This window comes from Pseudomonas sp. P42 (genome assembly GCF_017973755.1).
Classification (GTDB): Bacteria; Pseudomonadota; Gammaproteobacteria; order Pseudomonadales; family Pseudomonadaceae; genus Aquipseudomonas; species Aquipseudomonas iridis.
On record NZ_JACOPU010000001.1, the window covers coordinates 1,034,646 to 1,056,038 of the forward strand.

Genomic DNA, 21,393 nt, shown 5'->3' on the forward strand with positions numbered 1-21,393 from the left:
ATCAACTCGGTCAGTCCCCTCTCCCTCTGGGAGAGGGCTAGGGTGAGGGCTACGATCTGAAGTTTGTTTAAAAAAGTGTCTGAATCGGCGGAACCTTCCCACAATGTTTTCAGGTTGTCCGTCGGACGTGCGGTCTCTAGCCTGTGTTCGTCGCTGCCAAATCAGCGACCGGGATTGGAAACCCCGACGTGAACCGAGCGCATTAGCGCTTTTCATGACGTATGCTTGCGCACCTTTATTGTGTGCACTCCGTTATGGCGGCTGTGCGCGGGAGACCTTCGGGTCAACCGGGTTCTCCGTTCCCCGGGTTTCCAGCCTGCGTACAGCTGCCACCTATTCGTTCGGAAACCGAATGGGCCAGCTCCACTTCAGGATCGGAGATTCACCATGAAAAAACCAACCCCCAACCCGCCAGAATCCGAAGCCACCCCCGACACCACTTCCCCCTACGCCTCAGTCGACAGCAAAAAACTCCACGAAGCCGCCGACCGTGCCCTCGATTTCTACCTCAATCCCACCGCCCACATCATGTCCAGCGGCAACGAGCCGGAACCCATGTACCTCGCCAATCCCAGGTACAACACCGAATCCCTGCTCGCCAACGCCAGCGAAACCCTCGGCTCGGCCACTGAAATGCTCAACAACTTCGCCGCCTCGCTGCCTGCTTCACACCGAAAAACGGCCCTCGGTATCGCACAAGTCGTGATGCTGGGTGAGCTGGCGGTGAATCAAGCGCTGGATCACGTCGAGTTGAAGGATGGCTAATTAGATCGTTCCCACGCTCCACTTGGGAATGCAGCTCCTGAGGCTCTGCGTCAAATTCGCAATTTGGAACGCGGAGCGTCCCGAGAGGCATTCCCACGCAGAGCGTGGGAACGATCAAAAAACCGTACCTCCACGGGAAGCAAGGTTTCTTGTGTTGAGACGAGGATGCGATCTTAACCGGGGTCGCGTCGAGGGTACTCCTGACGCGTATGCAAGATGCTCACAATCTCAATTTGCTCCGCCACTTGATAAACGACGAGATAGTTCGGGCTTACCACAATCTCTCGAGTGCCGGGAGAGCGGCCTTTGCGATACAGGTGTGGATGCCAACAAAGCGCAGACGTAGTTTTTACGACGGACTTGTGAAGTGCAGTCGCCGCTACAAAATTTCGCTCGCCAATGTACTTCAGGATTTTCGAGAGTTCGACCCGGGCCTTGGGTCGCCACTTAATCTGCATCAGCGCTTTTGCGCATTGATTCCATCAAGGCATTCATTTCCTCCATCACTTGCTCATGGGGAATACTCGGACGCGGATCATCGAGAGAGGCCTGTACTTCGGCCCGAAACCAACGGTCATAACTCGCAGCCTGCTCCTCGGGATCAAGATCCGAAACAACCGGGCACAGTGGGTCGATCAAAGGCGGGTCGATCATAGAACCTCCGGGTTTGGTACCTCGAAGTCTATTCGTTAATGGTATCGCTGTCGTCGCTGTCTGGAGGAATTGCATGTAGGCCAAGCTCCATGAGGATCAAGTTGTCCCGGCAAATCCTAGAGCCTGCACTTCCGACGGCCAACCGCCAGAACTTGTCAGAAAACTCCCCGAATTTCTGAAAACATTCCGTTTTCCGTAGGACGCAACTCAAACGTCAGCGCAAAAAAAACCGCGACCCCCTTCACCAGAGAATCGCGGCCCATCAACACCCAACCCCTACTGCTGCAACACACTCGCCTGGTTAGCCGACCCAAACTGCTGAATATTCGCCGTTTGCGTTACGCCACTCTGATCGACATTGGCAATGTTGCCCATCCCGCCTTGCGTTACATACGCCACGTTCATGGTGTCAGCCTGTTTGACCGTGATCATGTTGTCGCTGCCATACAGCTGCGCGGTGTACGCCTGGTTGCCGGTGCCGGACTGATCGAATTCTGCACTGTTGCCAGTGCCGTTCGACGAGCCCTGGATCAGGTTGGTGGTGCCGCGCTGATCGGAGATCAGGATGTTGTCGCTGCCGTTCTGATCAAAATACAGCTCGTTATAGGAATCAGCCTGTTTGACCGTGGTTTTGTTGCCAGTGCCGGTCTGGCTGGTGGTCATGATCTGGCCGACGCCATCCTGGGTGAAGTTGGCGATGTTGCCAGTGCCGGCCTGGGTGACGGTGGCGCGCTGGTTGCTGCCGAATTGGCCGCCGGATTGCGGGCCTTTCCAGTTGCTGGCGTAGACCTTGTTGTCGTTGCCCACGGAGGTGGCATTGAGCACGTGGCTGTCGCCGTTCTGGTAGGTGAAGTGCACGTTGCCGTTGCCGACTTGATACAGCGCCAGGGTCGAGTTGACTGACTCGAACTGGTCGGCATAGATCGCGTTGGTGTTGCCGATCTGGGTGACGGCGGCGTTGTTGTTTTCGCCGAAGCTTTGGTCGACCACGGTTTCGTTGCTGTCGCCGTATTGGTTGATGGTGGCTTGGCTGGCCAGTTGCGAGTCTTGCCAGACTTCGCTGCCGTTCATGTTGCCCAACTGGTTGACGGTGATGTTGCCGCCAGTGCCGTTGCGCTGGTCGGCGTAGACGTAGTTATTTTCGCCGGCCTGGTTGATGCCGATCTGCCCGCCGTTGTGGAGGACCTGCTCGGCGGTGCCGTAGTTGGCGGTGCCGTATTGGGTGATCACCGAACTGTTGCCGCTGCCTTCATAGAGTTGTTCGATGTTGGCTTCGTTGCTGTCGCCGAACTGCAAGGTTTTGCCTTCGCTGCCGTTCTGCGAGTCCTGATAGACGAACGAGAAGTTGCCGGTGCCTTGCTGCTGTTGCAGCGCCTGGTTGCCGGCGCCGAAGCCGAGCGACTGGCTGGCGTGGCTGGTGTTGAACGCGCCGACCTGTTGCTGGTTGATCACACTGTTGTTTTCGAACAGTTGCTCGGCGTAACCGGCGTTGTAGTCACCGGCCGCGTCCTGAGTGATGACACTGGTGGCGGTGTCCTGCACGGCAGCAGCGTCGTTGCCCTGACCGAGTTGGGTCTGGGTAGCGCTGCTGAACGGGGCGCCGGTCTGCTTCACATCGGCGATGTTGGCGGTACCGGACTGGTTTTGAGTGGAGAGGCTGTCGTCGGCCATGGCCTGGGCACTGATCATGACCAGGATCGCGGCGGTGAGGGGCGTCAATTTGAACATGATGGAATCTCCAAAGGGTTGCAGTGCTTTAGCGGTATTGCTTGACCGAGACGCTCATGCCGTTGCCCGACTGGGTCACGGCGCTTTGCAGCCCCGCGCCCGCCTGCTCGATGCTGGCGTCGTTGTTGTTGCCGTTTTGCGAAATCTGCGCGCGGTTGTGGTTGCCGTTTTGCGTGATTGAGGCGGCATTGCCGTAACCGTTCTGAGTGATCAAAGCCATCAGGTCGCTGCCTTGTTGCAGGATGTACGCCTCCTGATTGCTGCCCGATTGCACGATCCGCCCGAGCAGCGACTGACCGTTCTGTTGCAGCAGGGCGACGTTGGCCTGGCCGATCTGCTCGATCAGGGCTTGCTGGCCCACGGGGGGTGGCAGTTCGCCGAGGTCGATGCTGGTGGGCGCGAGGTCATCGTTCTCCATCAAATCGTCGGCGCGTACACCCGCACTGGCGCACAAGGCGAGCAGGCAAAGCAGGGCGGCGGTCGGCGTGTTCATGGCGTTGTCCTGTGTGGATGTGGCCGAGCTTTTGCCCCACCCACCCGAAAGTGGGTGGGGCGCATGCCGGTATTAACGGAGCTAGAGCGTGTTCACCGAGACCGTGCGCACGGTGCCCTGGGATGAACGGATGGTCGCCGTCGGGTTAGCCGATGGCACTATCAACGTGTTGGCCAGCGTCAGCCGCCAGCGTCCGGTCACCGGTACCGTGGTCGTGCCCAGCGTTACCAGCCCGGTCGGGGTGGTGACCTGCACGGTAATGGTGTTGCCGGTGGTCACCGATGAGGTGCCGGTGAAGTCCCAGTTGAAGCGACCGCCGGACCGCGCCTGCACCGTCGATGCGGTGACCGCGAAGGTCTCTGTCGCTGGTCGTGGCGACACTTGCACGGTGACGGTCGCCGGGGTCGACAGGGCGCCGAAGCTGTCCCGGGCGATGTAGGTGAACGTCGTGGTGAAGGCGGTGGTCACGGTGGCCGGCGGGGTGTAGTTGATCACCGTGCCGTCGGTGTTGACCGTGCCGCGGCCGACAGCCGGTTGGGTCAGGCTGTTGACCGCAAGCGGTACGTTGCCTTCCGGATCGGTGTCGTTGGCCAGCACGTTGATCGGGATCGCTACGCCCAGTGTGGCGACGCTATCGGCGACGGCGGTCGGTGCCCGGTTTGGCGCGACGGTAATCGTCACGGTTGCCGGGTTGGCCGAAGCCAGGCCTTTGGCGTCCTGTGCTTTGTAGGTGAAGGTTGTGGTCAGTGGCACGTTCACCACGGCTGGCGGGGTGTAGACCACGGCGGCAGAACCGCTGAGTGCGACGGTGCCTTGGCCTGCGGCGGGTTGGGTCAACGCGGTGATACCCAGTGGTGTGTCGCCGTCAGGATCGCTGTCGTTGGTCAACAGGCTGAGGGTAATCGGTACACCGAAGGTGGTGCTGCCGGTGTCGGCGTTGGTGATCGGCGCCTGGTTTTCACCAGTGTCCGGCGCGGTGCCGACGACAACAACCGCCTCGCTATCGCTGCCGCCGGCGGCGGATTTTACCGTCACGGTAGCCGGTGGCTGAGTCAGGTCGGCGACGGTGATCCGTTGCAGGGTGCCGGTTTTCGACAGGCGTCCGTAACCCTGGGCAACCATGTCTGGTACCGCGACTTCATCGGTCGAAGTGGCTTCGATCAGCAGGCTGTGGTTGGCCCAGTTGTAGCGCGCGGTCTGTATTTTCACCACGTCGGTGAGCTTGGCCGATACGGCGGTTGGACGTGTGGTGCCGGTCGGGTTGGTCGCGGTCACGACGATGACTGGCGGCACAGTCCCGCTGCCCAGACGTTGGCCGAAGAACAGTCCATTGTTGTCGCCCAGCATATCGGTCTGGCACGGTGTCTGCGGTGGGCCGGGCAGCAGCGCAACGCTTTCGCGAAAACACAGGGTCGAACTGTTATCCGCCTTGGCGAATACTTCGGCACGCACGCCAGCGGCGGTACGGCGATAGGTGGCGCGGTCGATTTCGACCTGGGTTTGCTGGCGGTTGTCGAGCACCTTGCCAGACAGGCTGAACACACTGGACTGGATGGTCCCGGCCGGCCCGGTGATGCGCACGAAGTTGGTGTTGAACGGGCTGCCGGTCACCGCTTCATTGAGGTTCGGGTCGCCGACGTAGGTTTCGGTGGCGCCGGTGTCCGGGTTGACCTCGGTGTAAGGGCCGTTGACGCTGCGCAGGAACGGCCCGATCGCGCCGGTGAGTGCACCGCTGAAGTTGCCCGGCGCACCAATGCCGATGTCACGGGTGATGTTGATCGCACGTCGACCGGGTGTGGTGACGTTGACCGTTTCCACGCCATACGGGTGGGTGATGGTGTAGGTACCGGCGCTGGGTACCGAGACACGAATGCGGATCCGCGCGAAGCTTGCCTGATCACCGTCGATCGGATTCTCCGAGGCAAACGCCGCTTCTATCCCGGCCACGTACGCTTCCAGTTCATAGCCGCTGTTGCCGATCTGCGGGATCGTCGTTTCTGCCAGGAACCAGAATGCTTCCGGCGGCCAGTTGTCAGGGAAAATCATCGGCTGGGCGTCGTCGTAGATGCCCGGCTCGGCCAGCAGAATGCACATGTAGGCCGGTGGGACGCTGGCCGGCACCCGCGAGCTGGCAGCGCGTGACTGGCAAAGCTCCATCGACAGTTGATTGTTGTCCTGATACCACATCGGGAATTTCCCGGTGGCGAAGGTGTAGGGGCCGGGGTCGACGGCGGCGAGTTGCGCGTAGGCACTGCCGGTCAGCGAGAGAGTCAGCCCGAGCGCGTTGAGCGCGAAGCGTGGCCACTTGTTCATGATGCCTCCTGATACGGATCTGGGCATGTGAGCGTTCATTGCACGATGACCACTTCTTCGGTATCGCTGCCGCCGTTGGACGACGTCACCAAAACCCTGGACGGTGGAATCGGCGAGATCCCGGTGGCCAGGGTTTTCACCGCGCCGTCGCCGCCCAGCGCACCGATGGCGGCGCCACTGCCGGAGGAGGCGGTGAGTACGGGGGGCGAGGTTTCGTCGCTGGTCGAGGCCACCACGGTCAGTTGCCCGGAGCTCAGGCTGTACTGGGCGCTCTGGATAATCACCAGATCGGTCAGGACCATCGGCAGGGTGGTCGGCGTGCTGCTGGCGATCGCCAGATGGTTGTCGGCGGTCACTTGCAACGTGGTCGGCAAGGTTGGGTTGACTGAGGACTGCGCGTACCAACTGCCGGTGCTGTTGGCTTCGGTCATGTTCAGCACTGGGGTGCTGCTGGTGATTGCTGCGGTGCCGGGCGCAGGCGGCGCAAGGACGAACACGTCTTGCTGGGCCACAGGCGTGCTTTCACCGGCCTTGCGCGAGTAGGTGCTGCGCTGCGTGATCATTGGCGTTGGTCGCACGACGGTCGACAACTTGCCGGAGACCGCAAACGTGGTCGTGCGCAAATCCAGACCGTTAGGGCCTTCGATCCGTACGTAGTTGGTGTTGAACGGACTGCCGGTGACCGGCTCACTGAGGTTCGGGTCGCCAATGAATTGTTCGGCGGCGCCGGTCAGCGGATTGGTCTCGGTGTACGGCCCGTTGACGCTGCGCAGGAACGGCCCGATGTCACCCTTGAGCGCACCGTCGTAGGTTTGAGGGGTGCCGATGCCGATGTCGCGGGTCATGTTGATCGCGCGCCGGCCGGGTGTGTCGATGTTGAACACTTCGACGCCGTAGGGGTGGGTGATCACGTAGGTGCCGGCGGTCGGCACATCGACCCGAATGCGCACGCGCGCGAAGCTGACCTGATCGCCTTCGACCGGCTCTTCGGCGGCGAACGCGGCTTCGATGGCGCTCACGTAACCGAGGTCGATCCCGCGTGCCGCATCGACCAGTGCAGTTTCGCCAGTGAACCAGAACGCTTCATCGGGGAAGTTGGTGGGGAAAACGATTGGCTGCGCGTCGTCGAACACACCGGGGGTCGGCAGCAGCGAGCACATGTACGAAGGCGCGCCGGGTGCGCTGGGCACTCGCGAGCTGAGCGCTTTGGACAGGCACAAATCGAGCGTGCGACCGTGGGAGTCCTGATACCAGCTGGCGAAACCACCGTTGGCCGGGGTGTAGGGGCCGGGGTCAACAGCAAACAAAGCGGCCTGTGCGATGCCCTGAGCCAAGGCGCTCACGACCAGGACGGTCGCGGTTTTGGACAGTAAAGGGTGCATGAGTTAAGCCCTCTATCAAAGTACCTGCCCCTTGGGGGTGGGTCAGTTGCAGAGGGCCTGTACACCTTCCATGCCAAGGTCTGTCGAATGGGCTTGAAAGGCCCGAATTAGAGGGGTTATGGCGCTTGGAGGCCTGGCAGAGGCCCGGGCTGTATAGGGCGTCAGTCCCCAGCATTGGGGCCGGTGGGGATCAATGCCGAAGGCCAGTCGAATGCAAACCCTGTGGGAGCCTGGCTTGCCAGCGATAGCGGACTTCCAGCCCCGAATATGTCGCCATACGCACCGCCATCGCTGGCAAGCCAGCTCCCACAGGGTCTTGTGGTGTTTGGGCCATCAGCGCAAGCAGGCGCGTGGCCCCGCATTCGGGCAAACACCCAACCGTGGGCTATAACCCTATAGGGAAGTTTCGGGAAGTCGCGCCATGAACATGCAGTCGAAATCACTTCCAGTCGATGAGAGCAGCCTGCGGCCAGGCCCGCGAACGAAGCCGTTCAATCTGTTGCGCTGGTTTTCGTTGATCAGCATGGCGGTGATCGGCACGGTCGCCGTGGCACTCGGTGCGGTGTCGACACGATTTGTGATTGAGGAAAGCGTGCAGCGCGATGCGTTGCTCACGGCGCAGTTTATTCAGGCCATCGCTTCGGCCGAGGTACGCCACGTTTCGATTCCCAATGTGCGGACGATGGGCGAGCTGCTTGATCCGCTACAGGACAAGGATTTTCCCGACGTCAACCCGCAAGCGCGGGCTGATGCGCGAGGCGAGTTTCTTGATCACATCGAGCATTTGCCTGACGTGATCCTCGCCAATATCTACTCGCTCGACCGGCGAGTGATCTGGTCAACCAACCCCGAGCTGATCGGCACCAGCATTCACGCCGACGAAGACCTCGATCGGGCCTTCAATCAAAAGATTCCGGTGTCGGCCAGCTATCACGGCGTCGAAGAGGACCGCGCCGAGCAGAAATTCGTCGTGCCGCCGCAATACATCTTCATCGAGAACTACATCCCGCTGTTCGACGCCGAAGGCAAGAACGTCACGGCGATGGTCGAGATCTACAAGGAACCCAAAGACCTGATCGCGCGCATGGAGCGCGGCATGGTCCTGATCTGGCTGGCCACGGCCCTTGGCGGCGGGCTGATTTATCTGGGCTTGTACTGGATCGTGCGGCGCGCGGCGATATTGTTGGCGGCGCAGCAAAAGCAACTGATTGCCAACGAAACATTTGTTGCGCTGGGCGAGATGTCCTCGGCAGTGGCGCACAGTCTGCGTAACCCCTTGGCGACCATCCGCTCGAGTGCCGAGCTGGCGCTGGAGTTCGATGCTGGGCCGGCGGAGAAAAACATCAAGGACATCATCGGCCAGGTTGACCGCATGTCGAAATGGGTGAGGGAGCTGCTGCAATCCCTGCGGCCACTCAACGATGATCCGGAGCCGGTAAACCTGGTGGCGGCTCTGCATGAAAGTCTGGTCGCCTTCGAGCAACAGATTGCCAAAAACCAGGTACAGGTGGCGTTTCGTCCGCAGAACACGCCGATGGTCCTCAGCCAGCCGGTGCAACTGACGCAGATCCTCAACAGCCTGCTGGCCAATGCCCTGGAAGCGATGGACAAGGGCGGCACGCTGACCATCAGCCTTGAGCCGGTCGACAACCGCAGCGTCAGCGTGGTGCTCAGCGACACGGGCAAAGGCATGAGCGAAGAGCAACGGACCATGGCCTTCCGGCCGTTTTTCACTACCAAACAGGGCGGGCTCGGCGTCGGCCTGGTGCTGGTCAAACGGATCATGGAGCGCTATGGCGGTGGTGTGACCCTCGACAGCCGTGAAGGCGAGGGCACCTCCGTGCGTCTGGCCTTTCAACGCGTCCCCTGACGACAACTTTCCCGTAGAGGGGGTGCCGAAGGCTCGGGCCGCGTTCGGCAGCGGCTGCACAGGTTTATAGACGCCGAAAAAATTTATGAACTTCCCCCATCAATGGGTGTCAAGCCCCAGTCGCCGGGGAGTGGGGAACACCCCAGCGCTTCCAAATGCCTGTTACAACTGGAAATAATTTATTGGCGCAGTAGTTGCAAAACACCATCACCCCTTCCCGAATGAGGCGGCTGGTGATGGACAGAACGACGCGCTACCCCGACAAGCTGTTCCTGCTGACGCCGTTGAGCGTCTTCCTGATGTTGACCCTGGGCCATGTCGGCGGACTTGGAGCGAGTCCGATTGATGACGAAAACCAGCCCGAGCCTTCCGACCCTTCGTCTTACAATGACGAGCCTGAAGACCGCGCCGGCGCCCTCAACAATCTGCTGACCCTGCCCGAGGCCAACGAAGACTCCTTCGATCTGCCCGACGGCGTCAAAGGTTCACGGGACACGCCGCGCGCTGAAAACATCCTGCCGCCCACCGTGCAAACCAGTTTCAACTACCCCACCAACGGCAAGCCGAGCCCGCTTTACGGTGCGCAGCCGTTTACTCAGCAACTGGTGTTGTTCGAAGAGTTCGGCCCGGAAAAACTCGATCCGACCACCCCGGCTGCGCCGCTCGGCTTTCCGCCGGCAGCGATTGGCCCGGCACCGGCGCAGGATCCGAACAACATCGCGCGCAGCGCGCCACCCGGCATCGCACTCGACGCGTTCTTGCGCCAACCGGGGCTGACGCCGTTTCCCAGCCAGTTTGCCAACGTGATCGACCGCAATCCGTGGCAGGCGCAGATCGAAGTATTCCTCAACCGCCATATCGGTTCGTCCGCCGAAGGCCGGCCACCGGGCAAAGGCTGGTCCCACCAGCGCTGGAACGAGTTCTACCCGCAAGTCGCCTACAAAACCGTGCAGACCGGTGCGCGCCTCAACGGCGGCCTGCGCGACAGTCGACAAATGCACGGTTACGCCGTGGGCGAATTCGGCCCCGGTGGCCTGTATCACAACGTCGCCGGGATGCCGCTGACCGATGGCACCGCCAAAGGTGTCGACCCGCGTTTCCACCCGGCCATGCCCGCGCAAAACCACAACTCGGTCTGGACGTTCGACGGCACTTTACCGCCCAAACTGTTGATGGTGCGTTACGGCCAACCGGTGCTGATGCGTCACTACAACGGCTTGCCGATCGACCCTTCGGCGAACCGTGGTTTTGGTCTGCACACCATCAGCACCCACGAACACAACGGCCATGCACCAGCGGAAAGCGACGGCTATGCCAACGCGTTTTTCTTTCCCGGCCAGTTCTACGACTATCGCTGGCCGATCCAGCTCGCCGGTTACGACAGCATCAACACCAAGGCTGAAGACCCGCGCGCAGCGTTCCCTTGCGCACCGGGCGAAACCCTGTGGGTCAACGACCTGCAACCAGGGAAAAAGACCTGCGACCACGGCACCATCAAGATCCGTGGTGACTGGCGCGAAACCATGAGCACCCACTGGTTCCACGATCACATGCTCGATTTCACCGCGCAGAACGTCTACAAGGGCAACGCGGCGATGATGAACTACTACAGCGCGCTCGATCGCGGCAACGAATCGGTGAACGATGGGGTCAACCTGCGCCTGCCCAGCGGCAGCGCCTTGCCGTGGGGCAACCGCGACTACGACGTCAACCTGGTGTTCGCCGACAAGGCCTGGGATCAGCAAGGTCAGTTGTGGTTCAACCCGTTCAACACTGACGGCTTCATCGGTGATCAGATGCTGGTCAACTGGCAGTGGAAACCGGCCCTCGACGTGCGTGCGCGCAGCTATCGCCTGCGCATCCTCAACGGCTCGGTGTCGCGCTACTTCAAACTCGCGCTGGTGCGCGAAATCAAGGGCACCAGCGGCGAATACCCTGGGCCGAAAAACACCGGTGTTTCCTATAGCCGCGTGCCGTTTCACATGATCGCCAACGACGGCAACATCATGGAGCACAGCGTGCCGTTCGACGGCTCGATGGATCTGGACGCCGATGGCGACAAACAGAACCACAACGCGATTCTGCCGACCCAGGGCATCGCCGAGCGCTTCGACATCATCGTCAACTTCGGCAAAAACGGCATCAAGCCCGGCGACAAGCTGTTCTTCGTCAACCTGCAGGCGCACGACGACGGCAAAGGTCCCAAAGAAGTGGTCCCGCTGGCCGACGTGCTCTCCGAGAAATATCTGGCAGTGATCAAGCAGACCAGCAAAGGCCCGCAGTGGGACAAAGGCGATCCGGCGGTGGGCAAAGTCTTGCAGTTCAACGTCAAGGCGTTCACTGGTCAGGATCTGGCCATGGACCCGGCAGCTTACGAACCGGCCAAACCGGGCAAGGCCGAAGGTATGGTGATGATCCCGCTGAAGATCCACCGCGACAACGCTGCCGACAAGGCGCTGCTGGCCAATGCCCGTCACCGCACCTTCACGTTCGGCCGTACCGATGGCACCGATCTGGCGCCGTGGACGGTCAAGACCGATGGCGGTTTCGGCTTCCACATGGACCCGCGCCGACTCAACGCCTCGACCAAACTGGCCAGCGGCCCGACCGATGCCGGTATAGCCGGGTTCGGCACCCTCGAGGTGTGGAACATCAAGGCTGGCGGCAAGGGCTGGAGCCATCCGGTGCACGTGCATTTCGAGGAGGGGATCATCCTCAGTCGGGGCGGTAAAGCCCCGCCGGAATGGGAAAAATGGGCACGCAAGGACGTCTATCGCATCGGTTCGGAAAACGACGGGCTGGACAGCGTGGAGATGGCGATCAACTTCCGCGAATTTGCCGGGACGTACATGGAGCACTGTCACAACACGCAACACGAGGACAACTCGATGCTGCTGCGTTGGGACCTGGAAAAACCAGGTCAACTGCAACTGATGCCGACCCCACTGCCGAGCTGGGATGGCGTGCGCTACGTCAACTCCGCCGCGCTGCCGACCTTCCGTACTGGCGACGGCTTCGGCCCGCAAGTGGTGGTCAAGCCATGAACCGCCGGCACGGTGACAGCCAACCGGTGCATACCCCGCACTCCCGGGCGCTGGGCATGCACCTGGTGCTGGTGCTGGTGGCCTGCGTGCTCGGCAGCCGCGTGCTGCTCGCGCATCAGGCCAGCGTCGACGCAATGGCCGCGACCAGCGAATCCGCCACCCCGTGGGGTGGCGACTATTTCCCCAATACCCTGCTGATCGATCAGGACGGTCAGCAGGTGCATTTTTTCGATGACCTGATCAAAGACAAAGTGGTGGTGATCAATTTTATCTTCACCTCGTGCAGCGACTCCTGCCCACTGGAAACCGCACGTTTGCGCCAAGTGCAGCAACTGCTGGGAGAGCGGGTCGGACAGGACATCTTCTTTTACTCGATCAGCATCGACCCGCTCAGCGATACGCCCGAAGTGCTCAAGGCGTACGCTCAACGGTTCAAGGTCGGGCCTGGCTGGAAGTTTCTCACCGGCGAGTTCACCGATGTCACCGAATTGCGCAAGAAACTCGGGCTGTTCATCGACGGCGTCGACAACGGCCGTGCCAAGGATCACAACCTGAGCCTGATCGTCGGCAACCAGACCACCGGGCGCTGGATGAAAGCCTCGCCCTTTGAAAACCCGTGGATTCTCGCCGATCAACTGGCCAACACCTTGCAGAACTGGAAGCAGGCCAGCGTCGAACAAAGTTACGCCGATGCGCCACAAATCCGCCCGCCGAGCAGCGGCGAAGAACTGTTCCGCACCCGCTGCGCTTCCTGTCATAGCCTCGGCCCACAGGATGGCGAGGGCATCGGCATGCGCAATATCGGCCCGGATCTGCTCGGCGTGACCCGTCAGCGTGACCCGGTCTGGCTCAATCGCTGGATCCGCGAACCGGATCGGATGCTGGCGGAAAAAGACCCGATTGCCCTGCAACTGTTCGAACAATACCAGCGTATTTCGATGCCTAACCTGCGCCTGGACGAGCTGTCGGCGCAGTCGATCATCGATTATCTGGACGACGAAACCGAGCGTCAGCACCCCACCGTTCATCCGATCGCCGACGGTGTGTCAACGCCTGTAAAGCCAGGTTCCTCAGGCGCAACGGTGAGCCGTATGCAATAGCGGCAAATTAGCATCATTGAACCGTGTGTTGCGGTCATTGCCACCTACACTCACACGTACCGGCGGCCGCAACCTATTTGATACAAGCACTCCAGGGCACGTCCATGCAGCGACTGGAATCACAAAAAATATCGACTCCGAGCGCAACGGCAGAGGCCAGCAGAGGCTGGCGCGGGCAGTTCAATTTGCTGCGCTGGTTTTCGCTTGGCAGTTTTCTGATCATCGCGGCCGTAGCGCTGGGGTTGGGCTATATCTCCACGCGTTTCGTGGTCACCGAAAGCGTTGAGCGTGATGCGCTGCTCACCGCGCAATTCGTCCAGGCCATCGGCGCAGCCGAGATGCGCCACGCCAAAATCAATCCGAACCGCACCATGGGCGAAATGCTCGACCCACGCGAAGACAACAGTTACCCCGACGTCAATCCGGGGGTGCAAGCTGCGGCGCGCATTGAGTTTCTCGATCATGTCGAACATTTGCCCGACGTTCTGCTGGCCACCGTTTATGCACTCGATCGCACGATCATCTGGTCAACCAACCCGGAGCTGATCAACGTCAGGATTGAAGACGATGAAGAGCTGGACGAGTCGTTCGAAATGAAAGTCCCGGTAGCCTCCAGCTACCACAAGATCGACGACGAGAAGCCTGAGCAGCGGCTGTCGCGCGAGCCGAAATACCTGTTTATCGAGAACTACATCCCGATGTTCAATGCCGACCAAAGCAAAGTCGTCGCCATGGTCGAGATCTACAAGGAACCGTCGGATCTTGTCGACCGGATCGACCGTGGATTCGCCTCGATCTGGGTGGCGACGCTGCTCGGCGGCGCAGCGATTTATCTCGCGCTGTTCTGGATCGTCCGCCGCACCGCAACGTTGCTGCAAAGCCAGCAGCAGCAACTGATCAGCAACGAAACCTTTGTCGCGCTGGGGGAAATGTCCTCAGCGGTGGCGCACAGCCTGCGCAATCCGCTAGCGACCATTCGCTCCAGCGCCGAACTGGCTCAGGAAATCGCCAGCGACGGCGCCCAGCGCAATATCGGCGACATCATCAGCCAGGTGGATCGCATGTCACGCTGGGTGCGCGAGTTGCTGGTGTCGTTACGGCCTATGAGTGACGACGGTGAAGCGGTGGACTTGCTCGCGACGGTCGAAGACACCCTCGGCGCGTTTGAGGCGCTGATTCGACGCAACGGGGTTGTCGTGCGATTCACCCCGCAAAATTGCCCGCCCATCGTCAGTCAGCAGGTGCTGCTCACGCAAATTCTCAACAGCCTGTTTGCCAACGCCCTCGAGGCGATGCCCAAGGGCGGGGTGTTAACGGTGGAGATCGAAACGCCCCAGCCCCGTCAGGTGCGCATGACCCTGAGCGACACTGGCAAAGGCATGAGCGCGCAACAGCAACTGTTGGTGTTCAAACCGTTTTTTACCACCAAGCAGGGCGGACTCGGCGTGGGTCTTGCATTGGTCAGAAGAATCATGGAGCGTTTTCAGGGTTCGGTCGTCTTGACCAGCCGCGAGCAGGAGGGAACCCGCGTCAGTCTCAACTTTAAAGTGGCATCGGGAGGGGAATATGGAACACAGCATTCTGCTGGTCGAGGATGACGAACTGTTGGCCGACAATATTCAGACCTACCTGGAGCGCAAAGACTTCGAGGTGACTGTCTGCCATTCGGCCGAAGACGCGCTGGGGCAACTGGAAACCTTTATGCCCGACATCGTGCTGACCGACAACTCGCTGCCGGGCATGAGTGGACACGACCTGATCCAGAAGCTGCGCATCAGCGCGCCAGATCTCAAAGTGATCATGATGACCGGCTACGGCAACGTCGAAGATGCCGTGGTGGCAATGAAAGAGGGCGCCTTTCATTACGTCACCAAACCGGTCGCATTGCCCGAACTCAAATTGCTCCTCGACAAGGCCCTGGCCACCGAGCGAATGGAGCGCACGCTGTCGTTTTATCAGGACCGCGAGGCGCAGAAATCCGGGGTGCAGGCGTTGATCGGCGAATCAGCGCCGATGCAGTACTTGAAGAACACCATCGGGCAGTTGCTCGACGCCGAACGCCGCATTGCCAACACCGATCTGCCGCCGGTACTGGTTGAAGGCGAAACCGGCACCGGCAAAGAATTGGTGGCCCGTGCATTGCACTTCGACGGCCCGCGCAGCAAAGGCCCGTTTATTGAATTCAACTGCGCGTCAATTCCGTCGAATCTGGTGGAGTCCGAGTTATTCGGTCATGAAAAAGGCGCGTTCACCGACGCCAAGGATCGGCGGGTCGGTCTGGTGGAAGCGGCGGACGGCGGCACGCTGTTTCTCGATGAAGTCGGCGAAATGGACCTGCTGTTGCAGGCCAAGCTCTTGAAGCTGCTGGAAGATCGCACCATTCGTCGTGTGGGTTCGGTGAAGGAGCGCAAAGTCAATTTGCGGGTGATCAGCGCGACCAACTGCAACCTTGAGCAAATGGTGCAGCTGGGTAAATTCCGGCGGGATCTGTTCTTCCGGTTGCGGATCATTTCGATCAAGGTCCCGCGTCTGCACGCTCGTGGCGAAGACATCTTGCTGCTGGCCCGGCACTTCCTCGCCAGCCATGGCAAGCGCTATGGCAAACCGCATCTGCATTTCAGTGATCAGGCCGAAGAGTTGCTGCTCAGTTACACCTGGCCGGGCAACGTGCGCGAGTTGCGCAACATGCTTGAGCAAACCGTGCTACTGGCGCCGAACGACACCATCGCCGCGCATCAGTTGAATGTCTGTGTGAGCCTGTGCGACGAGTTGCCGCCGCAGCATCAGCATTACGAACCGGCGCCGCATTACGAGCCGCGTCCGGCCAGCAACATGGAGTCGATGAACCTGCCGGAAGTCGAGCGCGACATGGTGCGCAAAATGCTCGACAAGACCGACTGGAACGTCACCAAGTCCGCCCGCTTGCTGGGCCTGAGCCGCGACATGCTGCGTTATCGCATTGAAAAACTCGGCCTGGCCCGACCGGACAAACGCCAGTGGTAACCGGTGAGCTTTGGGCACCACAAAACCCTGTGGGAGCGGGCTTGCCCGCGAAGGCGTCCTGTCAGTCAACTGATATGGCGACTGACACTCCGTCATCGCGGGCAAGCCCGGCTCCCACAGGGTTTAGTGTTGGTTCGGTGGGGCGAGGCAAGCCAACAGGCACGTCGGATCCAGCACCTCATCATTCACATAAATCCCGCGCTCGGCATCGTACGTGCGGACAAACACTCGCACCGTCGCATCCGCCACGGTCGGCAGTTGCGAATCGCGAAACACGTGGCGATCCGGGATGACCACGAAATCCTGCGGCGCGGTGTCATCAAACGGCCGTGGCGGCTGCGCGGACAACGACGGCGGAGCGGGGTGGGCGAAGGGCTGGTTCGGCCCGTAGTAGATAAAATTGCTGTCCAGCGCGTGCGCCTGTGTGGCGGCGAGCAGACAACCGGTCAACAACAGCCGTTCGAACATTTGCATGGCGGCACCTGCGAGTGCGGTTTTCCCCAAGGCTATTAACTATAGCTGCCCTGCGGCAGGTCCTACAGCGTTGGCTTACAAGTTTGCAACAACCGCAACTGGCGGGCTGATTTAGACTCGGATCCGCTCAATCACGAGCATCGTCCGGAGTGCGCCATGGAAGTGCCAAACAATAAAACCGCCATCGAAAGCAATCGGCAGGCGTGGAACGATTCCGCCCGTCACCATCAGGATTCGCCTGACTGGCAGGCGTTGCTCAGCGAAGTCGCTCAGGCGGACTTCTCCTGTCTTGATGGGACTTTGAGCGGATTGCTGGCGGTCGACGGTAAAGACGTGATTCAACTGGGCTGCAACAACGGCCGCGAAAGCCTGTCGCTATTCGCCCTTGGTGCGCGCAGTGTGGTCGGTGTCGATCAATCGGCGGCGTTCCTCGAACAGGCGCGTGAGTTGAACAAGCGTTCACCGCACAGTGCTGAATTCATCGAAAGCGATATCCATCATTTGCCGGCGACCTTGCACAACCGCTTCGACGTCGCGCTGATCACCATCGGCGTACTGAACTGGATGCCCGACATTGGCGAATTTTTCCGCCACGTCGCGCAGGTTCTGAAACCGGGCGGACAACTGGTGATCTACGAAACCCATCCGTTTCTGGAAATGGTCGACCCTGACGGCGAAGACCCGTATCGCCTCGCGACTTCGTACTTCCGCGCAGAGCCGTTCGTGCAGGAAGAGCCGATCGTCTATGTCGGCAAGGTCGAACAGCAGGCGGCGAAATCCTACTGGTTCGTGCACACCCTCGGCGCGATCTTCAGCGGCGCCATCGGGGCAGGGCTGAACATTGCGCACTTCAAGGAATATGCGCATTCGAATCGGGAAGAGTTGTACGACCAATACCTGAACCAGCAAGCGCAGTTGCCGATGTGTTTCACCCTGGTTGCCACCCAGGCCTGAAGTTTTCCATTGTGACAAATGACCTCTTCGCGAGCAGGCTCGCTCCCACATTGAATGCGTGCATGACGCACATCCAGTGTGGGAGCGAGCCTGCTCGCGAAGGCGGCCTCATGATTGCCACAATATTTCAGAGCTGAATCAAGCCCCCGCCGCCGCGCTCACGGTCGGCCGGCCCGGTTTGCGCAGTGGGTCAAGCCGTGAGCCCTCATAACGGGTTTCGCGGAAGAATTTCCAGCGGCCGAACAGGCAGTAGACGTGAGTGACGCGTCCCTGCTCGTGGTAGCCCATGCGGATGTGCAGCTTCAGCGCCGGGATGTTGTGGGTTTCGCAAACGTCGACCACTTTGTTGCAGCCCTGCGCGGCCATGGCTTCCCAGAGGGCGACTTGCACGTCCACCGACAGGCTGCTGCCGAAATAGGCGCGGATCATTTCGCCACCGAATTCGAAGAACTCGCCGGGTAAGACCTTGAACACGCAGCCGTAATAGTGGCGGTCGTGATAATCGCGAATGCTCCCCCAGATGAAGCCCACTGCATGGCCGTCCGCATCGAGGTACATGTGCCCGGTGTGACCTTCGGCGGCCAGTTCGGCCATGGTTTCCACGCGATCACCAAAGTGCTTGGCGAACGCCCCGGCGTTCTGCGGCGTGATGTCCACCTTGCGCAGGCCTTCATAGGGCCGCAGCTTGTGCGGCGGCACCGGGCTGACCAGGTCGCGCTCCATCCACAACAATTCCCAGTGAAAGAACACGTAACGTTTCCACAACGTGCTGAAGGTGCGCCCGAGGCCTTTTTGCCGGATGCGTTCTTGTAGTTTTTCGATCACGCTCATGATGCCCTCCGAGGCCGGAGCCAGGGTGTTGTGGATGATGCTTGGGTGGGTATAGATCAAGCCTTTCAATTCATTTCAAAGTGCCATTTTCGAAGGATTGCAAGTTATGTAACTCAATCGAGTGCTGCCGTACCGCGTGCAAACTCCTTGTTCAGATCGGCATAGGAAACCCGCGCAACGCCGGTCAGACGGTGCTCTAGCACAAGGCTCAGAGACTCGTGGGGGGCGAGATAGGCATCGCCGAAATCAGCCCCGAGTTGTGTGGGATGCGCGACGATTTCCAGCACGCCATCGATCTGCACGCTGTTGCTGCGCAGATCCACCGGCGTGCAGACGTAATCGGCGGTGATCCCGGCCAGACTGTGCAAGCGCCAATTGAGCAAACCTTTGAACACGCGTTTGGCCAGATTGAGGTTTTGCCCCAGATTGCGCGCCAGGCGAATCGGTACACCTTGATGCGCGGCGAAGCGGGCGACGATCTCGCCGATCGGCCAGATGTTGTGCACGTGCTGGTGTGAATCGATATGGCTCGGCCGCATGCCGTGGTCGACACAACGTTGCCATTGCGCCTGCAACTCATCGTGCACCGCGTCGCGATCCTCACGACTGAGCCGCAGCCTGTGACGCGCGAGGCTGAGGTCGAACACGCCGTGGCTGTCGCAAAACGTTTGGCGCGCGACAATCCTCTGACTCAGGGGGCGCCCGTAAGTCAGGTTGAAGTGCAAGCCGATCCGGCCTGTCAGCGCGGGATGCCGGGCCATGGCGCAGGCTGCTTCGAACGCCGGCATGTTGGCCATGGCGGTGGCGGAACTGATGATCCCGGCCTGGAACGCCGCGAAGATCACCGCGTTCTCGTTCGGGCTGAGGCCGAAATCGTCAGCGTTGACGATGACTTGGCGAGGCATGTTCGCCCTCCGGGGTGATCGCGACAGGTTTGACGGTGGGTGCAACGGGTTTGGCCGCACGTCGGGCTCGCCACTGTTGCACGGTCGGTTTGAGTCGATGCCACAGGCGCAACGCCAGGCCCAGCGCCAGGCCACTGGGTCGCCAGGAATAGAAACTCCAGCGCCAGTGCTCCAGTTGCCCGGTCATGCGTTCATGCAGTTGATGGCTGGAGTTTTCCAGGCTCACGCGCGAGGCATCGATCCAGCGCCAATGCTCGTCCAGGCCCCAGCGAATCCATTCCTCCAGCAACACCCGGCCACTGCCCAGATCAGCGTATTGCGGCAGGAAGGCGAGGTTGTAATCGTAGAGCCGGCTCTGTTCGAGCAGGCCGAGGCGATAGCTGATGCAACGCCCGTTCAGCTCCAGCGTGACCAGCCGCACCAGGCCCTGGCCGGCGAGGGCGATGAAGGCACGCTCGATCAGTTGCCGACTTCGATCACTGGCAAAAATGCCGACACCTTCGTCACCTTTCCAGCTCACCGCTTCGACTTCGCTGATGGCGTGCAGCAATGGGCCCATCGACATCGCGTCAGGAACGATGCGCCGTACTTCGGCGCCACACGCCGCAATTCGCTTGCGCGCCCGCCGCAGTTTATAGCGTGGATCGCCGGAGACTTCCTGGTGATCGGCCTCACTGATCAAGTGCACCGGCACTCGACAACTCAGGCGTCGTTCACCCGTGGAGCTGCGGGCCATCCATTCGGTGAGGGCGCTTTCTTCACCGGCAGGTTCGGACAATTCGTTGAGTTGCAGCAACGCATGGGGCACTCGCTGATGGATCAACGCCAAGGCGTTGCACATGTCCTCACTGCCCAGCAATGACAGCAGCGCCAGTCGATCGGCCAACGGATAGCCCAAATGATGCAGCACCCGAAACGGCACGCCAAAGTAGCGCTCGCGACTCGCCACCAACGGCAGGCACAGCTGCAACTCGTCCGCGTCCCAACCCAGCAGAATGTGCAAGCGCTCACGCTCGCCAAGTGTCTGCTCGGCCGCGCACAACCAACCGAGGTGGTTGAACGGTGTGTGGTCCGTCACCCGCAGGCGCAATGCTTCATACGCCGCTGCCGGAAAATCGGCGGCGCACAATGAAGTGCGCCATTCGAATCGCATCACCATAAGCTCAGTTCACCGTGGCCGTTACGGGTGGGCGGGAAGGTTTGCGCAGCGCTTCCAGGCGCGAGCCGCTGTAGCGGGTCTCGCGGTAGAAGCGCCAGCGGCCGAACAGCATGTACACATTCATGATCCGTTGCTGTTCGGTATAGCCCATGCGCAGGTGCAGCTTGAGCGCCGGGATGTTATGGAATTCGCAGACGTCGACGACTTTGTCGCAGCCTTGCGCGGCCATGGCTTTCCACAGCGCCAGCTGCACATCTACTGACAGTTCGGTGCCCCAGTAGGCACGGGTCAGTTCGCCGCCGAACTCGAAGAACTCGCCGGCATTCACCGGGAACAGGCAGCCGTAGTAATGCCGGTCGAAATAGTCCCGCACGGTGCCCCAGATGAACGCCACGGCATCGCCCTGATCGTCCAGGTGCATGTGCCCGGTATGCCCTTCGTTGGCCAGTTCGGCCATGGTGCCGACGCGGTCGCCGAAATAACGGGCGAAGGCGCTGGCGTTGTCTGCCGTGATCTTCACCACCCGCAATGGCGGATAAGGTTTAAGGCTGTGCGGCGGTACCGGGCTGGCCAGATCGCGCTCCATCCAAAGCAGTTCCTGGTGGGCAAAGACGTAATGGTTCCAGGCTTTTTTTACGGTGGCAGTGAGTCCTTTCTGCCGTAGATGTTCAGTGAGGTTACGCAGCAGTTTCATGGTATTCACTCCTGATGACGACGC

At 60.6% G+C, this 21,393-nt stretch carries 18 protein-coding genes; 7 read left to right on the forward strand and 11 right to left on the reverse strand.

Annotated features, from left to right (window positions below):
* Positions 1–387: 387 nt before the first annotated feature.
* Positions 388–765: a DUF6124 family protein gene (locus H8B20_RS04685; RefSeq protein WP_210622473.1), complete on the forward strand. Its 378-nt coding sequence runs from the start codon at positions 388–390 to the stop codon at positions 763–765.
* Positions 766–938: 173 nt separating this feature from the next.
* On the opposite strand, the gene H8B20_RS04690 is transcribed toward H8B20_RS04685, so the two are convergent.
* The 6 genes from H8B20_RS04690 to H8B20_RS04715 form a co-directional block, all read right to left on the reverse strand.
* The gene (locus H8B20_RS04690) at positions 939–1,223 is read right to left on the reverse strand and encodes a type II toxin-antitoxin system RelE/ParE family toxin (RefSeq protein ID WP_210622474.1); all 285 of its coding nucleotides are present in this window, start codon (positions 1,221–1,223) and stop codon (positions 939–941) included.
* Complete coding sequence (gene relB / locus H8B20_RS04695) at positions 1,213–1,419, reverse strand: type II toxin-antitoxin system RelB family antitoxin (protein WP_042559790.1); 207 nt, start codon at positions 1,417–1,419, stop codon at positions 1,213–1,215. The genes H8B20_RS04690 and relB overlap by 11 nt, the downstream gene beginning before the upstream one ends.
* 276 nt (positions 1,420–1,695) lie before the next feature.
* A complete protein-coding gene (locus H8B20_RS04700; RefSeq protein ID WP_210622475.1) occupies positions 1,696–3,147 on the reverse strand; it encodes a curlin in 1,452 nt (483 codons plus the stop codon).
* Between the two features lie 28 nt (positions 3,148–3,175).
* Positions 3,176–3,640 carry a curlin gene (locus tag H8B20_RS04705; protein WP_042559788.1) on the reverse strand — a complete coding sequence of 155 codons (465 nt, stop codon included), beginning with the start codon at positions 3,638–3,640 and terminating at the stop codon, positions 3,176–3,178.
* A gap of 81 nt (positions 3,641–3,721) precedes the next feature.
* Complete coding sequence (locus tag H8B20_RS04710) at positions 3,722–5,953, reverse strand: Ig-like domain-containing protein (RefSeq protein ID WP_210622476.1); 2,232 nt, start codon at positions 5,951–5,953, stop codon at positions 3,722–3,724.
* 35 nt (positions 5,954–5,988) lie between these two features.
* Positions 5,989–7,335 carry a hypothetical protein gene (locus H8B20_RS04715; RefSeq protein WP_210622477.1) on the reverse strand — a complete coding sequence of 449 codons (1,347 nt, stop codon included), beginning with the start codon at positions 7,333–7,335 and terminating at the stop codon, positions 5,989–5,991.
* Between the two features lie 421 nt (positions 7,336–7,756).
* Between H8B20_RS04715 and H8B20_RS04720 the strand changes: the two genes are divergently transcribed.
* From H8B20_RS04720 to H8B20_RS04740, 5 genes are all read left to right on the forward strand, one after another.
* Positions 7,757–9,205: a sensor histidine kinase gene (locus tag H8B20_RS04720; protein ID WP_210622478.1), complete on the forward strand. Its 1,449-nt coding sequence runs from the start codon at positions 7,757–7,759 to the stop codon at positions 9,203–9,205.
* 236 nt (positions 9,206–9,441) lie between these two features.
* Positions 9,442–12,249, forward strand: a complete 2,808-nt coding sequence (locus tag H8B20_RS04725; RefSeq protein WP_210622479.1) for a multicopper oxidase domain-containing protein — start codon at positions 9,442–9,444, stop codon at positions 12,247–12,249.
* Positions 12,246–13,349 carry an SCO family protein gene (locus tag H8B20_RS04730; protein WP_210622480.1) on the forward strand — a complete coding sequence of 368 codons (1,104 nt, stop codon included), beginning with the start codon at positions 12,246–12,248 and terminating at the stop codon, positions 13,347–13,349. Before H8B20_RS04725 ends, H8B20_RS04730 begins: the two co-directional genes overlap by 4 nt.
* Positions 13,350–13,453: 104 nt before the next feature.
* Positions 13,454–14,947: a sensor histidine kinase gene (locus tag H8B20_RS04735; RefSeq protein WP_210622481.1), complete on the forward strand. Its 1,494-nt coding sequence runs from the start codon at positions 13,454–13,456 to the stop codon at positions 14,945–14,947.
* A complete protein-coding gene (locus H8B20_RS04740; protein WP_210622482.1) occupies positions 14,916–16,352 on the forward strand; it encodes a sigma-54-dependent transcriptional regulator in 1,437 nt (478 codons plus the stop codon). Before H8B20_RS04735 ends, H8B20_RS04740 begins: the two co-directional genes overlap by 32 nt.
* A gap of 123 nt (positions 16,353–16,475) precedes the next feature.
* Here H8B20_RS04740 and H8B20_RS04745 read toward each other — a convergent pair whose 3' ends face one another.
* The gene (locus H8B20_RS04745) at positions 16,476–16,826 is read right to left on the reverse strand and encodes a hypothetical protein (RefSeq protein WP_042559780.1); all 351 of its coding nucleotides are present in this window, start codon (positions 16,824–16,826) and stop codon (positions 16,476–16,478) included.
* Positions 16,827–16,982: 156 nt separating this feature from the next.
* Between H8B20_RS04745 and H8B20_RS04750 the strand changes: the two genes are divergently transcribed.
* Positions 16,983–17,780 carry a class I SAM-dependent methyltransferase gene (locus tag H8B20_RS04750; RefSeq protein WP_210622483.1) on the forward strand — a complete coding sequence of 266 codons (798 nt, stop codon included), beginning with the start codon at positions 16,983–16,985 and terminating at the stop codon, positions 17,778–17,780.
* Positions 17,781–17,918: 138 nt separating this feature from the next.
* On the opposite strand, the gene H8B20_RS04755 is transcribed toward H8B20_RS04750, so the two are convergent.
* The 4 genes from H8B20_RS04755 to H8B20_RS04770 all read right to left on the reverse strand — a co-directional run bounded on the left by H8B20_RS04755 (position 17,919) and on the right by H8B20_RS04770 (position 21,369).
* A complete protein-coding gene (locus H8B20_RS04755) occupies positions 17,919–18,611 on the reverse strand; it encodes a GNAT family N-acetyltransferase (RefSeq protein ID WP_210622484.1) in 693 nt (230 codons plus the stop codon).
* Positions 18,612–18,724: 113 nt separating this feature from the next.
* Complete coding sequence (locus H8B20_RS04760; RefSeq protein ID WP_210622485.1) at positions 18,725–19,516, reverse strand: ChbG/HpnK family deacetylase; 792 nt, start codon at positions 19,514–19,516, stop codon at positions 18,725–18,727.
* Positions 19,488–20,675 (reverse strand): GNAT family N-acetyltransferase, encoded by a 1,188-nt coding sequence (locus tag H8B20_RS04765; RefSeq protein ID WP_210622486.1) that lies wholly within the window; start codon positions 20,673–20,675, stop codon positions 19,488–19,490. Before H8B20_RS04765 ends, H8B20_RS04760 begins: the two co-directional genes overlap by 29 nt.
* A 4-nt stretch (positions 20,676–20,679) precedes the next feature.
* Entirely contained in the window at positions 20,680–21,369 is a 690-nt protein-coding gene (locus H8B20_RS04770) for a GNAT family N-acetyltransferase (protein WP_210622487.1), read from the reverse strand.
* Positions 21,370–21,393 lie beyond the last annotated feature (24 nt).

Excerpts from the sequence above, each read along its gene's own strand:
- H8B20_RS04730 (WP_210622480.1), top strand. The coding sequence starts at position 12,246 with ATGAACCGCCGGCACGGTGACAGCCAACCGGTGCATACCCCGCACTCC.
- H8B20_RS04770 (WP_210622487.1), bottom strand. The coding sequence starts at position 21,369 with ATGAAACTGCTGCGTAACCTCACTGAACATCTACGGCAGAAAGGACTC.
- H8B20_RS04745 (WP_042559780.1), bottom strand. The coding sequence starts at position 16,826 with ATGCAAATGTTCGAACGGCTGTTGTTGACCGGTTGTCTGCTCGCCGCC.
- H8B20_RS04720 (WP_210622478.1), top strand. The coding sequence starts at position 7,757 with ATGAACATGCAGTCGAAATCACTTCCAGTCGATGAGAGCAGCCTGCGG.
- H8B20_RS04755 (WP_210622484.1), bottom strand. The coding sequence starts at position 18,611 with ATGAGCGTGATCGAAAAACTACAAGAACGCATCCGGCAAAAAGGCCTC.
- H8B20_RS04690 (WP_210622474.1), bottom strand. The coding sequence starts at position 1,223 with ATGCAGATTAAGTGGCGACCCAAGGCCCGGGTCGAACTCTCGAAAATC.
- H8B20_RS04705 (WP_042559788.1), bottom strand. The coding sequence starts at position 3,640 with ATGAACACGCCGACCGCCGCCCTGCTTTGCCTGCTCGCCTTGTGCGCC.
- H8B20_RS04725 (WP_210622479.1), top strand. The coding sequence starts at position 9,442 with ATGGACAGAACGACGCGCTACCCCGACAAGCTGTTCCTGCTGACGCCG.
- H8B20_RS04715 (WP_210622477.1), bottom strand. The coding sequence starts at position 7,335 with ATGCACCCTTTACTGTCCAAAACCGCGACCGTCCTGGTCGTGAGCGCC.
- H8B20_RS04750 (WP_210622483.1), top strand. The coding sequence starts at position 16,983 with ATGGAAGTGCCAAACAATAAAACCGCCATCGAAAGCAATCGGCAGGCG.
- H8B20_RS04710 (WP_210622476.1), bottom strand. The coding sequence starts at position 5,953 with ATGAACAAGTGGCCACGCTTCGCGCTCAACGCGCTCGGGCTGACTCTC.
- H8B20_RS04760 (WP_210622485.1), bottom strand. The coding sequence starts at position 19,516 with ATGCCTCGCCAAGTCATCGTCAACGCTGACGATTTCGGCCTCAGCCCG.
- H8B20_RS04700 (WP_210622475.1), bottom strand. The coding sequence starts at position 3,147 with ATGTTCAAATTGACGCCCCTCACCGCCGCGATCCTGGTCATGATCAGT.
- relB (WP_042559790.1), bottom strand. The coding sequence starts at position 1,419 with ATGATCGACCCGCCTTTGATCGACCCACTGTGCCCGGTTGTTTCGGAT.
- H8B20_RS04765 (WP_210622486.1), bottom strand. The coding sequence starts at position 20,675 with ATGGTGATGCGATTCGAATGGCGCACTTCATTGTGCGCCGCCGATTTT.
- H8B20_RS04735 (WP_210622481.1), top strand. The coding sequence starts at position 13,454 with ATGCAGCGACTGGAATCACAAAAAATATCGACTCCGAGCGCAACGGCA.
- H8B20_RS04685 (WP_210622473.1), top strand. The coding sequence starts at position 388 with ATGAAAAAACCAACCCCCAACCCGCCAGAATCCGAAGCCACCCCCGAC.
- H8B20_RS04740 (WP_210622482.1), top strand. The coding sequence starts at position 14,916 with ATGGAACACAGCATTCTGCTGGTCGAGGATGACGAACTGTTGGCCGAC.